This window comes from Xenorhabdus budapestensis (assembly GCF_002632465.1).
In the GTDB taxonomy this organism is placed as follows: Bacteria; Pseudomonadota; Gammaproteobacteria; order Enterobacterales; family Enterobacteriaceae; genus Xenorhabdus; species Xenorhabdus budapestensis.
On sequence record NZ_NIBS01000003.1, the window covers coordinates 210108 to 225343 of the forward strand.

General features: G+C 44.8%; 12 protein-coding genes. 9 read left to right on the top strand and 3 right to left on the bottom strand.

What is annotated here, in order from left to right:
* Nucleotides 1-3: 3 nt before the first annotated feature.
* Together Xbud_RS05240 and Xbud_RS05245 are read right to left on the bottom strand one after the other, a co-directional pair.
* Entirely contained in the window at nucleotides 4-366 is a 363-nt protein-coding gene (locus Xbud_RS05240) for a hypothetical protein (protein WP_099135067.1), read from the bottom strand.
* Between the two features lie 120 nt (nucleotides 367-486).
* A complete protein-coding gene (locus Xbud_RS05245) occupies nucleotides 487-846 on the bottom strand; it encodes a hypothetical protein (protein ID WP_099135068.1) in 360 nt (119 codons plus the stop codon).
* Nucleotides 847-1043: 197 nt separating this feature from the next.
* Between Xbud_RS05245 and Xbud_RS05250 the strand changes: the two genes are divergently transcribed.
* The 3 genes from Xbud_RS05250 to rluA all read left to right on the top strand — a co-directional run bounded on the left by Xbud_RS05250 (nucleotide 1044) and on the right by rluA (nucleotide 7416).
* Nucleotides 1044-3392, top strand: a complete 2349-nt coding sequence (locus tag Xbud_RS05250) for a DNA polymerase II (protein WP_211283493.1) — start codon at nucleotides 1044-1046, stop codon at nucleotides 3390-3392.
* Nucleotides 3393-3635: 243 nt separating this feature from the next.
* The gene (gene rapA, locus Xbud_RS05255; protein WP_099135070.1) at nucleotides 3636-6545 is read left to right on the top strand and encodes an RNA polymerase-associated protein RapA; all 2910 of its coding nucleotides are present in this window, start codon (nucleotides 3636-3638) and stop codon (nucleotides 6543-6545) included.
* A 217-nt stretch (nucleotides 6546-6762) separates the two neighbouring features.
* On the top strand, nucleotides 6763-7416 hold the full coding sequence (gene rluA, locus Xbud_RS05260) for a bifunctional tRNA pseudouridine(32) synthase/23S rRNA pseudouridine(746) synthase RluA (protein WP_099135071.1): 654 nt from the start codon (nucleotides 6763-6765) through the stop codon (nucleotides 7414-7416).
* 26 nt (nucleotides 7417-7442) lie between these two features.
* On the opposite strand, the gene djlA is transcribed toward rluA, so the two are convergent.
* The gene (gene djlA, locus Xbud_RS05265) at nucleotides 7443-8252 is read right to left on the bottom strand and encodes a co-chaperone DjlA (RefSeq protein WP_099135072.1); all 810 of its coding nucleotides are present in this window, start codon (nucleotides 8250-8252) and stop codon (nucleotides 7443-7445) included.
* A gap of 200 nt (nucleotides 8253-8452) precedes the next feature.
* On the opposite strand from djlA, the gene lptD reads away from it, so the two are divergent.
* From lptD to apaH, 6 genes are all read left to right on the top strand, one after another.
* Complete coding sequence (gene lptD, locus Xbud_RS05270) at nucleotides 8453-10798, top strand: LPS assembly protein LptD (RefSeq protein ID WP_099135073.1); 2346 nt, start codon at nucleotides 8453-8455, stop codon at nucleotides 10796-10798.
* Nucleotides 10799-10865: 67 nt separating this feature from the next.
* Entirely contained in the window at nucleotides 10866-12167 is a 1302-nt protein-coding gene (surA, locus tag Xbud_RS05275; RefSeq protein ID WP_099135074.1) for a peptidylprolyl isomerase SurA, read from the top strand.
* Nucleotides 12157-13149, top strand: a complete 993-nt coding sequence (gene pdxA, locus Xbud_RS05280) for a 4-hydroxythreonine-4-phosphate dehydrogenase PdxA (protein ID WP_209028814.1) — start codon at nucleotides 12157-12159, stop codon at nucleotides 13147-13149. The genes surA and pdxA overlap by 11 nt, the downstream gene beginning before the upstream one ends.
* Nucleotides 13142-13957, top strand: a complete 816-nt coding sequence (gene rsmA / locus Xbud_RS05285) for a 16S rRNA (adenine(1518)-N(6)/adenine(1519)-N(6))-dimethyltransferase RsmA (protein ID WP_099135076.1) — start codon at nucleotides 13142-13144, stop codon at nucleotides 13955-13957. Before pdxA ends, rsmA begins: the two co-directional genes overlap by 8 nt.
* 35 nt (nucleotides 13958-13992) lie before the next feature.
* Nucleotides 13993-14370: a Co2+/Mg2+ efflux protein ApaG gene (gene apaG, locus Xbud_RS05290; RefSeq protein WP_099135077.1), complete on the top strand. Its 378-nt coding sequence runs from the start codon at nucleotides 13993-13995 to the stop codon at nucleotides 14368-14370.
* Nucleotides 14371-14372: 2 nt separating this feature from the next.
* Nucleotides 14373-15197: a bis(5'-nucleosyl)-tetraphosphatase (symmetrical) ApaH gene (gene apaH / locus Xbud_RS05295; RefSeq protein ID WP_099135078.1), complete on the top strand. Its 825-nt coding sequence runs from the start codon at nucleotides 14373-14375 to the stop codon at nucleotides 15195-15197.
* The last annotated feature ends 39 nt before the right edge of the window (nucleotides 15198-15236 follow it).

Here is a 15236-nt window from a genome sequence, read left to right on the forward strand (position 1 = left end):
GTGTCAAAGAATATCAAATAATTGGGATAAGCCGTCATATCTTTCCTCATCTACCTTTTCTTCATTCTCCAGATGCATAGCATACTTATCCCATATCAGGCATCCTTCTCCAATCCAAGGTGGAGTAGTGGGACGCTTATTCTTCCAAAATTGTACTTTGCCTGCGACTCTGGGATTGGCTCGGTGTCTGAACAGCCATCTTAACTCTTTTCCGGTTATACTTTTTATATTTCCACTTCTCTTTCCCTCTAAACTCACACTCACAAACTGACTATTATTTGTGTTTGTGTTTGTGTTTGTGTTTGTGTTTGTGTTTATACCATCATTATTTATGTTTAGATCATACTTTCCAATGATGCTTTCCATATTAATACCATCAAGTATGAAATGTATATGTATATCCCGAGTTAATTCATTATCACCTATGCTTATCCACGATATTCCACCTTTACATTTTCTTCCTATAAGTTTACGTCTGTATGTTGTTCATTCAGTCACACTTCGATATTTATTATCCAGATTTAGATGTCTAAAGAAGCTTTCTTCATATTTTTTGTATTTATCATTTTCAATGTATTGGAATTCCTTATAAATATCACGGCGTATTTCTACATGTGTCGGATTTTTTTCATCCATACTTTCAAGAAAATTAGCCATATCTTCTAATTCTGAAGGAATTAAATAATTAGCAATCGTTACCGGAGGATAATCTTTATTATCATAATGATTTTTTGTATCTTCAAAAAATTCGACTGTATGTTTATATCTCCTTATTATTTCATTAGATAACCCATATATTAAATCACCTTTATAAAACTTTTCTCTATAAGGAGGAATAAATGGCATATATTACCCTACTCAATACCCAATATATTTAAAATGATTTTTTATATCACCTGTTATTTAAAATAGTGTATTCATTAGTATAGTTTTTAAAATTAAAAGACCCGATAAGTAAAAATCCTGCCAACCGATCCAAAAACAACTGTATAAATAAACATGAAATGCTATAATTCAGGTTATTGTCTTAATACCGAAATATTATGCAGATAAATCCTGTTGAACAAGGCTTCATCCTATCACGTCACTGGAAAGATACGCCATCTGGTATCGAATTGGTGTATTGGTTAGCTACAGATAAAGGTAGCCGACGCATTACCATTCCTCACCAAAAAGCCATCGCTTTTATCCCTCAACGTGATTTGCATAAAGCGCAGCCTCTGCTGGCACAAGAGCGATCTTGTGAGTTAAAGACATTACCACTGAAAGATTTTAATCGCCAAGCTGTCTCCGCCTTGTATTGTTCGCAATATCGTCAATTACAACATTTGAAAAAAGTATTCAGGGAGCAGGACATTCCGCTTTACGAAACCGATATCCGCCCTCCGGATCGTTTTATGATGGAACGCTTTATTACCGCCCCTGTTTGGTTCCATCAGAAACCAGACGGGGGCTATCAGATGAAACCCAATCCCGACTATCGTCCCAACTTGAAATGGGTTTCTCTGGATATCGAAACCAGCCAGCATGGTGAATTGTATTCCATCGGTTTAGCAGGTTGTGGTGAGAAAACCGTGTTTATGCTGGGGCCGGAAAATGGTGAAAAGCGAGAACTGGATTTTAATCTGGAGTATGTTGCCAGTCGCCCACAACTGTTGGAAAAACTGAATGAGTGGCTGAAAGTTTATGATCCCGATGCCATTATCGGTTGGAGCCTGATCCAATTTGATTTAAAGGTTCTACAGCAACACGGCGAACGCTATAACATTCCTCTGCGATTTGGTCGTGATGGTAGCCTGCTGGAATGGCGCGAGCACAGTTTTAAGTCTGGACATTTTTTTGCATCAACAGAAGGCCGTTTGATCATTGATGGTATTGATGCACTGAAAACAGCCACCTGGAATTTTCCCTCGTTTAGTCTTGAATATGTTGCTCAGGAGTTATTGGGAGAAGGGAAAGCGATTGATAGCCCTTATGATCGGATGGATGAAATCAACCGTCGCTTTCAGGAAGATAAGCCTGCTCTCGCCCACTACAATTTGCAGGACTGTATTCTGGTCAACCGAATTTTTGAGAAAGCAGACCTCATGGCATTCTTGCTGGAACGAGCGACGGTAACAGGATTGGCTGCGGATCGGGCCGGAGGTTCTGTTGCCGCATTCACCCATCTTTATCTGCCGAGAATGCACCGTATTGGTTATGTCGCTCCCGTTCAGCCAACGGATTTCACAGATCACAGTCCGGGTGGTTTTGTGATGGATTCATCTCCGGGCTTGTATGATTCGGTGCTGGTATTGGATTACAAGAGCCTTTACCCTTCCATTATCCGTACTTTCCTTATCGATCCCGTCGGTATGGTGGAAGGCCTTGCCCATCCAGATAATAAACATTCTGTGCCCGGTTTCCGGCAAGCGTTTTTCTCCCGTACACAACACTGTCTGCCTGATATTGTCACGCAAATCTGGCATGAGCGTGACAAGGCAAAAAAACAGCAGAATGTCCCACTGGCTCAGGCCCTGAAAATTATTATGAATGCCTTCTATGGTGTACTCGGAGCCTCAGGCTGCCACTTTTTTGATCCACGCCTGACGTCATCCATTACGATGCGTGGGCACCAGATTATGCACCAAACCCGCGATTTGATTGAATCACAAGGGTATCAGGTTATTTATGGCGATACGGATTCCACGTTTGTCTGGCTGAAACGCCCTCATTCCAAAAAAGAGGCCAGCCAGATTGGTCACTCGCTGACACAGTTTGTCAATCAGTGGTGGAAGAATCATCTCAAAACCCAATTCAATCTTGAAAGCACACTGGAACTGGAATTCGAAACCCACTATCGACGTTTTCTTATGCCGACAGTAAGGGGTACAGAGGAAGGCAGTAAAAAACGTTATGCTGGTTTGAGTGGCAACAAGATAGTATTCAAAGGATTGGAAACGGTAAGAAGCGACTGGACGCTATTAGCACAAACATTCCAGCAAGAGTTGTATTCCCTTATTTTTCACCAGCAACCTTATCAGGATTATATTCGTGATTATGTCGCCCTCACATTGGCAGGTGAATTTGATAACCGACTGATTTATCGAAAACGGCTACGTCGAAAGCTGGCTGATTATCAGCGCAATGTTCCCCCTCATGTCAGAGCAGCACGTCTGGCTGATGAGTATAATCAGCGGAAAAATCGCCCATTGCAGTATCAAAATGGCGGTTGGATCAGCTATATCATCACGCAATCCGGGCCTCAACCACTGGAAAACCTGACTTCACTGCCAGATTATGAACACTACATCAAAAAACAGATTATGCCGATTGCCGATGCCATCTTGCCATTTCTTCGGGATGATTTTATAACCCTGTTGACGGGGCAAATGAACCTGTCTTTTGATTAATTGATATTTTTGCAGGTGACGACTTGCTCAGCTTGAATTAACATAACGCCCCTCTAAAGGGAAATGACCCTTTTATGATCTATTTTTTCCGAAAAAGGTGATGAAAGGTGTCACTGAAACTAGTCAGAAAAGCTAGTCATAAAAACTAACCCTATCGATAACCAATAATAATCGATATCCAACAAAAGCAGCCATCCTGCAACCATAAATAACATTATCTAACAGAAAACTGAGCCAAAATTTATGCCATTTACTCTTGGTCAACGCTGGATAAGCGATACAGAAAGCGAACTTGGATTAGGTACAGTCGTGGCGCTCGACGCGCGCATGGTGACATTGCTTTTTCCAGCCAGCGGAGAAAACCGCCTCTACTCACGCAATGATTCCCCTATTACCCGTGTTATGTTTAATGCGGGCGATACCGTGACCAGTCACGAAGGCTGGAAACTCAAGATCGATGAAGTTCAGCAAGAAAATGGCCTGCTGAACTATGTCGGTACTCGTTTAGATACTGAAGAAGAAAATGTCAGCCTGCGGGAAGTGTTGCTGGATAGTAAGCTGACATTTAATAAGCCACAAGATCGCCTGTTTGCCGGTCAGATTGATCGAATGGATCGCTTTGCATTGCGCTTCCGTGCCCGTAAGCACCAGAGCGAACAATTTCGACTGGCAGAGAGTGGACTGCGTGGTATTCGTGCCAGCCTGATCCCTCATCAGTTACATATTGCCAACGAAGTCGGCAAGCGCCACGCTCCCCGCGTATTATTGGCAGATGAGGTCGGCTTAGGTAAAACCATTGAAGCCGGGATGATTATTCATCAACAGTTGATGGCTGGCCGTGCAGAACGTGTATTAATCATTGTGCCAGACAGCCTCCAGCATCAATGGCTGGTGGAAATGCTGCGCCGTTTCAATCTGCGTTTCTCGCTGTTTGACGATGACCGTTACGCCGAAGCCCTGCACGATGGCGATAATCCATTTGAAACAGAACAATTGGTTATCTGCTCTCTGGATTTTGTTCGCCGCAACAAACAGCGGTTTGAACATCTGCTGGAAGCAAACTGGGATTTGATGGTCGTGGATGAGGCCCATCATCTGGCATGGAGTGAGCAAGCGCCAAGCCGCGAATATCATGTTATCGAGCAATTGGCAGAGCAAATCCCATCTGTACTGCTGCTAACCGCAACTCCAGAGCAATTGGGCCAAGAAAGCCATTTTGCCCGTTTGCGTCTCCTCGATCCGAACCGTTTCCACGATTATCAGGCTTTTATTGATGAGCAACAAAATTACCGCCCGGTTGCTGATGCGGTAACTTTGTTACTATCCGGCAAGACACTGAGCAATGACCAGCAAAACCTGATTGTTGAACTGATCAGCGAACAGGATATTGAACCTCTGCTGAAAGCGGCTAACAGTAATCAAAATGAAGAGAGTGAGAACGCCCGTCGTGAACTGATCTCTATGTTGATGGATCGCCACGGCACCAGCCGCCTGCTATTCCGTAATACCCGCAGCAGCGTGAAAGGCTTCCCACATCGGGAATTACACGAAATTAAACTGCCATTGCCAGCCCAATATCAGACTGCCATTAAAGTATCTGAAATTATGGGTGCTAAAAAATCGGTGGAAGCACGCGCCAAAGATATGCTCTACCCTGAGCGTATCTATCAGGAGTTTGAAGGCGAGAACGCGACCTGGTGGAACTTTGACCCTCGTGTGGAATGGCTGCTTGGCTTCCTGCTGGCAAATCGCGATGAAAAAGTGCTGGTGATCTGCGCCAAAGCACAAACCGCTCTGCAATTAGAACAAGTTCTGCGTGAGCGTGAAGGTATCCGCAGCGCAGTATTCCATGAAGGGCTCTCCCTGCTGGATCGCGACCGTGCCGCTGCTTACTTTGCTTCCGAAGAAGAAGGTGCACAAGTGCTGCTCTGTTCTGAAATCGGTTCCGAAGGTCGTAACTTCCAGTTCTCTAATCAGCTCGTGATGTTCGATCTGCCTTTCAATCCTGATTTGCTGGAACAACGTATCGGTCGTTTGGATCGTATCGGTCAAAGCCGCAATATCAAGATCAGTGTTCCTTATCTGGAAAGCACCGCACAATCTGTCCTGCTGTGCTGGTATCACGAAGGTCTGGATGCTTTTGAACACACCTGTCCGACAGGTCGTTCCATCTATGACAAATATTATGAAACACTGTTGAACTTTCTTGCCAAACCCAATGAGCAAACAGGCTTCCAGGAGTTTATTACCGAATGTCGCGAACACCACGAGAAACTCAAACAGCAATTGGAGCAGGGCCGTGACCGTCTGCTGGAGATGAATTCCAACGGTGGTGAGCAAGGACAAAAACTGGCTGAAGTTATTGCCGCACAGGATAATAATACCGATCTGGTGAATTTTGCCCTGAATCTGTTTGATATCATTGGTATTAATCAGGAAGACCGCAACGATAATATTATCGTCCTCAATCCATCTGATCACATGCTGGTGCCTGATTTCCCAGGGTTGCCGCAAGATGGTTGTTCTGTCACGTTTGATCGTGAAAAAGCGTTGTCCCGTGAAGATACACAGTTCCTAAGCTGGGAACATCCAATCATCCGTAATGGTTTAGATCTTATCCTGTCAGGAGATACCGGAAGCTGCGCAGTTTCTATCCTGAAAAACAAAGCACTGCCAGTCGGCACACTGTTGGTTGAGTTAATTTATGTTGTTGAAGCTCAGGCACCTAAACATCTGCAATTAACTCGCTTCCTGCCACCAACACCATTGCGCTTGTTGATGGATCTGAAAGGCACCAATCTGGCATCTCAGGTAGAGTTTGAAGGTTTCAACCGTCAGTTGAATGCCATCAACCGCCATAATGCCAGCAAGCTGGTTAATGCAGTTCAAAAGGAAGTTCATGCTATTTTGCAGCAATCTGAACCATTAGTTGAGCAACAGGCACGTGAATTGATCGAAAAAGCGAAAAAAGAAGCTGATGAAGTATTGTCCGCTGAGTTGTCACGTTTGGAAGCATTAAAAGCGGTTAACCCGAACATCCGTGGTGATGAGCTGGAAGCGATTGAATCTGAGCATAAGCACCTGCTGCTGAACCTTGACCAGGCAAGCTGGCGTCTGGATGCGATCCGCTTGGTTGTAGTTTCTCACCAGTAAATAACTATCGACCAACAACTGACGATCAATAACACTTATCTTGCAACTAAGGGATATCCTCAAAGAGGTATCCCTTAGTTTTTTTACTTACTTTTGTCTTATCCGTTTTATCTTGGTCAGTTCACGTTATTTTGATCTCACCCCCTTAATCATATACTGCTAGAATGCGCCCCGTTATTTTTCTGAGCAAATCTTTTCCGAACCCATTGGAGCTACTATGCTGGAGTCTTACAATCCCCCGACTGCCCCTTGGTTACATGTGCTTTATCAGGATGAGCACATTATGGTTGTCAATAAACCAAGCGGGTTGCTTTCTGTGCCGGGTAAAGCAGAAGAGCACAAAGACAGTATCATGACGAGGATCCAGGCTGAATTTCCAACTGCGGAATCTGTTCACCGGCTGGATATGGCAACCAGTGGTATCATGGTGGTCGCATTAACTAAAGCGGCAGAGCGTGAACTTAAACGGCAATTCCGTGAGCGTGAACCGAAAAAAGTCTATATCGCACGCGTTTGGGGGAAATTGGAGCAGGAACAGGGGCTGGTTGATTTACCGCTGATCTGCGACTGGCCGAACCGACCGAAACAAAAGGTCTGCTTTGCAACGGGAAAATCGGCACAGACAGAATATCAGGTACTTGAACATGAAGCTCAGGCAACCCGCGTCAGGCTGGCTCCTATCACCGGACGCTCCCATCAGCTTCGCGTACATATGCTGGCACTGGGGAACCCCATTCTGGGAGATCGGTTCTATGCCCATCAGCAGGCCAGGGAACTGGCACCTCGCCTGCAATTACATGCTCAGGAGTTATCGATCACTCATCCGGCCTACGGCTCTCCGATGCATTTTGAGTGTAAGGCTGACTTCTGATTGCAACTATTAATCTTCAATTACTACTATTTGAAGCCTTTCTCTTTTTTGATCAAATCGTAAGCGGATTGAATAGACTGTGCTTTCTGTTTGGCAATTTCCATCATTTCTGGTGGTAAACCTTTTGCCACCAGCTTATCGGGATGGTGTTCACTCATCAGTTTCCGATAAGCCCGTTTAATCGTTGTAGCCTGATCATTTTGGTTAACACCCAACACCTTACATGCATCTTCCAACGTCGCCCGTTGTTGACCAGGCCCCTGATAATGACCGTGCTGCTGGTATTGTCCGCCGAAATGGCGGCCACCTTCCATCATGGCAAGAAATTGTTCAAATTGAATACGGGAAATCCCCAGTTCTTCCGCGATCACAAACAGCACTTTTCTTTCATTCGGATGCAGCTCACCATCAGCAAATGCTGCCTGAAGCTGAATTTCGAGAAACATTCTGATCAGATCAAAGCGTCCAAAGCAGGCCCGACGAAGTTGTCTCAATGTCTCACGCAGTGGAAATTCAGGATGTTTGCCTTCACGAAATGCCCGCTGCGCTGCAATCCGTGCCTCACCATGCAGTTGCATTCTATCCATAAGCTGACTTGCTAACTGAATATCTGTTTCAGTCACCCGACCTTTCGATTTGGTCAGATGCCCCAATATCTGGAAGGTACTACGGAAAAACAGCGCTTGCCGGGATGGTTTTTTGGCTGATGTTCCCTGATTGCTTATTCTGATTTTATCAAGAATGTGCCCTAGCAATACCCCAATAACAATGCCCCAGAAACCGGCACCAGATGCAATACCAAATATTAACCCTAATAATTTTCCCCAATACTGCATATACTCTTCAATTCCTCAATGCCCTGAGCGAAATTTTGCATTATCATACTGTTCATCATTATCATACTATTCATTAAGCTCTGTGCCTAACAGCAAGATTAGTGAAATTTAACTTTACTCTGGCGCATATCTATCAAGTGCGTTAGTCTCTCAGCGTTTGTCGGCGTGATGCCACTGATGATGGAACCGCATAAGCATCTATGAATAAATGTTACCCCACTTTGCTAGCCACTATGGTATGGGCAGCACTTTACAGTCAGCAAGCACACGCTGACCTTGCAGCACAGTGTATGCTGGGCGTCCCTGTTTACGACAAACCCATTATTACAGGGGACCCTAATAAACTCCCGATTCATATTCAATCTGATGATACACATGGTGAATATCCCTCTGCGGTTGAATTTGTCGGCAATGTAGATATCCAACAAGGCAATAAAACGCTGACAGCCGACAGAGTCAGATTCGAACAAACAGAAGATTCAGTTCCGGTACGGACTATGACCGCAACAGGGAATGTCAGATATGATGACCCTCAAATTATCCTGAAAGGGCCACGGGCCTGGTCCAACTTAACCACTAAAGACACAGACGTGGAACAAGGCAAGTACCAAATGGTCGGCCGTCAGGGACGTGGCAACGCTGATAAAATGATGCTGCGCAATGAAAACCGCTATACCATTTTAAATAATGGGGTGTTTACTTCCTGCCTGCCGGGCAATGATAGCTGGAGTGTTGCGGGTTCAGAAGTCATTCTGGATCGTCAGGAAGAAGTGGCTGAGATTTGGAATGCTCGATTCAGAGTCGCCAATGTCCCCGTATTTTATACCCCTTACCTGCAACTGCCGATTGGTGATAAACGCCGCTCTGGTTTTTTGATCCCTAACGCCAGTTTTTCCAATAAAAACGGCATTCAGATCCTGTTACCCTACTACTGGAACATTGCCCCTAATTATGATGCTACCATTACTCCACATCTGATCAGCAAACGTGGGCTTAAGTTCAATAATGAATTCCGTTACTTAACGAAAGCAGGTTCAGGAACTGTCGCATTGGATTGGATTGGTAATGACCGCCTGTACACAGATGATAAAAAATTCAATCTCAGACCTGAACGGGATAGCAACAACCGCTGGTTATTCTACTGGAACCACAGCGGTGTCATGAACCAGGTTTGGCGTTTCAATGCCGAATATACTAAGGTCAGTGATCCTCACTATTTTACTGACTTCAATTCTCAATACGGTACTAGTACTGACGGCTATGCGACACAAAAATTCAGTATTGGTTATGCACAACGAAACTGGAATGCAACCTTAACAACCAAACAATTCCAGATTTTTACAGTCAGTGACAGCATAAAAGCTTACCGGGCGACACCTCAGTTGGATCTGAATTATTATAAGAATGATTTAGGACCATTTGATTTCCGCACTTATGCGCAATTTGCCAAATTTACCAGCGTAGGTAAAGAGCAGCCAAACGCAATTCGCTGGCATCTGGAACCATCTATTAATCTGCCACTTTCCAATGGCTGGGCGAGCCTCAATAACGAAATTAAGTTGATGGCAACCTATTATCAGCAAGATATTCCTGCTGCTCAAAAAAATTCTCAATTAGAAAAATCAGCAAATCGCGTTCTGCCACAATTTAAATCAGATGCGAAGATGGTGTTTGAACGCGCCATGTATTTTAATCCGGCTTATACCCAGACACTGGAACCCCGCATCCAGTATCTCTACGTTCCTTATAAGAACCAGAATAACATTTACAACTACGATTCTTCTTTGCTGCAAGCCAACTATACTGGCTTGTTCCGTGACCGTTTCTACAGTGGTCTGGATCGCATTTCATCAGCCAACCAGTTTACAAGCGGTATCACTACCCGCATCTATGATGAAGATTTAGTTGAACGTTTTAGCCTGTCTGTAGGTCAAATCTATTACTTTGAAGCTCCGCGTGTTAAAGATATAGAGCCTACTCAGACAGGCCAAAGTACCGTTGGTACTAAGAAAAGAACAGGGTCTACAACCTGGGCCGGTGATGTTGAATGGAAGATCAGCTCATCATGGGGATTCAAAGGTGGAGTTCAGTACGATACCCGCCTGAGCAAAGTCGCAATAGGTAATTCGGTAGTGGAATACCGACGTGATGCTGACCGTCTGATACAATTAAACTATCGCTTTGTTGATCGCGATTATATTCAGGCTACCCTCAGGAGCGCTCCGGCGTACCAGCAGGGCATTTCTCAGGTAGGTATGGTAGGAAGTTGGCCGTTAGGTGATCGGTGGGCGCTCGTGGGAGCGTATTACTACGATACCAAAAAGAAGCAACCTGCCAGTAAGATGGTTGGTATGCAATATAGTACCTGTTGCTGGGCTGTGAATGTCGGTTACGAACGTAAAATCGTAAACTGGAAGAACAACCAAAGTGAATATGACAATAAATGGTCACTCAATGTTGAACTCCGTGGCTTAAGCAATAATTACAGTTTAGGTAGCCTGAAGATGCTGCAACAAGGTATTTTGCCTTATCAACGTGCTTTCTGATACCAATTAAACACAATGTAAACACAATAACCCCGTCTTATGGCGGGATTGATATGATGGGAAACATATGAAGAACTGGAGAACGATTATTCTCGGGTTGCTGTTTGCAATGAACACTACCGCAGTTGCTGCTCCACAGGAACTCAATAAGGTTGCTGCCATTGTTAATAACGATGTCGTACTGGAAAGTGACATCAACAACCGTTTAGAATCCGTTAAAATCAACGCAAAACAAGCTGGTCAACAAGTACCAGATGCGAAAGCATTGCGTCACCAGATCCTTGAACGCCTGATTATAGATGACATCATTCTGCAAATGGCAACACGAATGCAGCTCTCTGTCCCTGAGAAGGACGTGGATTCTGCTATCGAAAATATTGCTGCGCAGAATCATCTGAGCGTTGCTCAACTGAAACAACGTCTGGCTGCGGACGGTATGAATTTCGATACCTACCGCAATCAAATCCGCAAAGAGATGCTGATTGCAGAAGTACGTAACAACGAAGTACGCCGTCGTGTTTCTATCCTGCCACAAGAAGTTGATTCTATAGCTAATCAGCTCAGCAGCAATGATAACCAGAATACTGAATTGAATATCAGCCAGATTTTGATCCCTCTGCCAGAAAATCCGACACATGCTCAGGCCGAAAAAGCAGAAGCCACTGTAAATAAAATCTTGTCTGAACTTAAAAACGGCAGCGATTTCGGTAAACTGGCTATCACCTACTCCAGCGATACACAAGCCTTAAAAGGCGGCAATATGGGCTGGAACAAATTACAAGAGCTGCCATCACTATTTGCTGAAAAACTCCAGTCAGCTCAGAGAGAACAGGTGATTGGGCCAATCCGCTCTGGTGTTGGTTTTCACATTCTGAAAGTTAATGATATCCGTGGCGGTAATGCATCCGTTGCTGTTACTGAAGTCAATGCCCGTCATATCCTGCTAAAAACATCACCTGTTATGAATGATGATCAGGCCCGCGATAAATTGAGGCAGGTTCGGGAAGAAATCTTAAGCGATAAAACCACCTTCGAAAAAGCAGCAAAAGAGTATTCTGAAGATCCGGGTTCTGCCCAGCGTGGCGGTGAACTAGGCTGGAATTTACCAAGTGCTTATGCCCCTGCTTTCCGCGATGCTTTGGTTAAACTTCAGAAAGGTGAAATCAGCCAACCAGTTCACTCTTCTTTTGGCTGGCACTTGATCCAATTGCTGGATACCCGCAAAGTAGACAAAACTGATGCGGCACAAAAAGATCGCGCCTATCGATTACTGTTCAACCGTAAATTCAATGAAGAAGTGCAAACCTGGCTCCAGGAATTACGTGCCTCCGCTTATGTGAAAATTTTAAATGGTAACGATGCACAATAATAAACCCATCATTATTACCCCCGGCGAACCAGCCGGGGTTGGTCCTGATTTAGTTATTGCCCTTGCTCAATTTGAGTGGCCTATCCAACTGGTTGTGTGTGCCGATCCTGAGCTTATGCTTTCTCGTGCCAAACAATTGAATCTTCCACTGCAATTACAACCTTATTCTCCTGAACACCCACCTTCCTCACAGGCTGCCGGAACACTGACCATTCTGCCCGTTTCTCTCCATACGCCAGCTATTACTGGCGAATTAAACCGAGAAAATGGCAGTTATGTCACAGAAACACTGGCAAAAGCCTGCGATGGTTGCTTGAGTGGTGAGTTTTCAGCATTGGTGACAGGCCCCGTTCACAAAGGCGTTATCAATGATGCAGGGATAGTCTTCACCGGACATACTGAATTTTTTGCTGATCATAGCCAGTGTTCAAAAGTCGTTATGATGTTGGCGACAGAAGAGTTACGGGTAGCATTGGCGACAACACATTTGCCCATTTTGGATGTTCCTAAAGCGATTACCTTTGATTCTCTGCGGGAAGTGGTGACTATCCTCAATCATGACCTAAAAACCAAATTTGGTATCCTGCGCCCTCATATTTATGTATGTGGCTTGAATCCTCATGCAGGTGAAGGTGGGCATATGGGGCGTGAAGAGATAGATGTAATCATTCCGGCATTAGACAGCTTAAGGGAAGAAGGTATTTGGCTGGAAGGCCCATTGCCTGCCGATACCCTGTTTCAGGCAAAATATCTGGATCATGCTGATGCTGTGCTTTCTATGTATCACGATCAGGGGCTGCCCGTGTTAAAATACCAGGGTTTTGGCAGAGCAGTGAATATCACGTTGGGGCTGCCATTCATCCGAACGTCTGTCGATCATGGCACAGCATTGGAGCTGGCGGGGACAGGTCAAGCTGATGTGGGAAGTTTTATCACCGCATTGAATCTAGCAATTAAAATGATACAAAACAGTAATGAATAATAAAGTCCACCAAGGGCATCATGCCCGTAAACGCTTTGGGCAAAATTTCTTAACCGACCAGTTTATTATTGATAGCATTGTCGATGCTATGAATCCACAGCCGGGACAGGCTATGGTAGAGATTGGGCCGGGTTTGGGAGCCCTAACCGAACCGGTCGGCGAGCGTATGGATAAATTGACTGTCGTCGAACTTGACCGTGATCTGGCGGCTCGTTTACACGTCCATCCCAAATTGAAAGACAAGCTGACTATCATTCAGCAAGATGCCATGACCGTTGATTTTGGTCAGATTGCTAAAGCGCAAGAACAGCCTCTGCGTGTATTTGGTAACTTGCCCTATAACATCTCTACTCCATTGATGTTTCATCTTTTCAGCTATACTGATGCTATCGCTGATATGAATTTTATGTTGCAAAAAGAAGTGGTGAATCGTCTTGTTGCAGGGCCTGGTAGTAAAGCCTACGGGCGTTTAAGTGTAATGGCACAGTACTACTGCCACGTAATCCCTGTTCTTGAAGTACCACCTACAGCATTTACCCCGGCTCCGAAAGTGAATTCAGCCATCGTGCGGTTAATCCCTCATAAATCTATACCTTATCCGGTTCAGGATATTCGCAAGTTGGCCCGGATCACCACCCAAGCATTTAATCAACGACGCAAAACTATCCGTAATAGCCTGAGTGATCTATTTTCAGTCGAACAGCTATCTGAGTTGGGAATCGATCCAAGTACACGAGCTGAAAATATTTCGGTCGAACAATACTGTAAGATGGCTAACTGGTTATCGTCTCAACCTGAAACGGTCTAATTACCGAACATCCGTTGCAGTAACAGGAGGCAGCTATGCTCAACGAACCAAGAGTTTATATTCAAGTTCAAAGCACTTACGTAGAAAGCCAATCAGAGCCGGAACGGCAACGTTTTGTGTTTGCTTATACAATATCAATTCGCAATCTTGGGCATTCCCCCGTGCAACTCATTAGCCGTTACTGGCGTATTACCAACAGTAATGGTCACCAAACAGAAGTTCAGGGGGAAGGGGTTGTAGGAAAACAACCGGTAATCCCACCCGGAACAGAATATCGCTACAATAGCGGAACTGTTCTTGAAACACCTTTGGGCACAATGGAAGGTCACTATGAGATGATTGATCACAGTGGTCATTCGTTTCGTGCGATTATTCCGGTGTTCCGATTGGCTATTCCGACACTGATAAATTAACTATGGCTACATACCTTATCGGCGATATTCACGGCTGTTATCGTGAGCTGATTGCGCTCTTACAACAAGTCGATTTTCATCCTGACAAAGATACGTTATGGCTAACGGGGGATTTAGTCGCCCGTGGCCCTGATTCACTGGCAGTTCTGCGTTATGTTAAACAGCTTGGTTCCGCCGTTAAGCTGGTTTTAGGCAACCATGATCTGCATCTGCTGGCTGTGTATAACAAAATCAGCCACAATAAATCCAAAGATCAATTGGATGAGTTGCTTGCTGCTCCAGATATCGATGAGTTGGTTAATTGGCTGAGAAAACAGCCGGTATTACAGATCGATGATGAACTAAAGCTGGTTATGACACATGCAGGGCTGACCCCGCAATGGGATCTGGATACAGTCAAAATGTGTGCCCGTGAAGTGGAAGCGATTCTGCTCAGTGACAGTTATCCCCTGTTTCTTAACGCTATGTATGGTGATATGCCCAATAGCTGGTCGCCCAAATTAAGTGGATTAGCACGGTTGCGCTACAGTACTAACGTATTAACACGGATGCGCTATTGTTTCCCGAATGGTCAGCTAGATATGATTTGCAAGTCTAAACCTGAAAATGCTCCTGCTCCTCTGAAACCCTGGTTTGAATTACCACGCAATATCCCTGAGGATTATTCCATTGCGTTCGGCCACTGGGCGGCGCTGGAAGGGCGGGGAACGCCTGCTGGTATCTATGCCTTGGATACAGGTTGTTGCTGGGGAGGCAAACTGACTCTTTTACGTTGGGAAGATAAGCAGTATTTCAGCCAACCAGCCTTAGTTACAGCTTCAGGTTGATTAGACTCGTGATGCTTAGTAATGCCGGAGTGTCTTTTG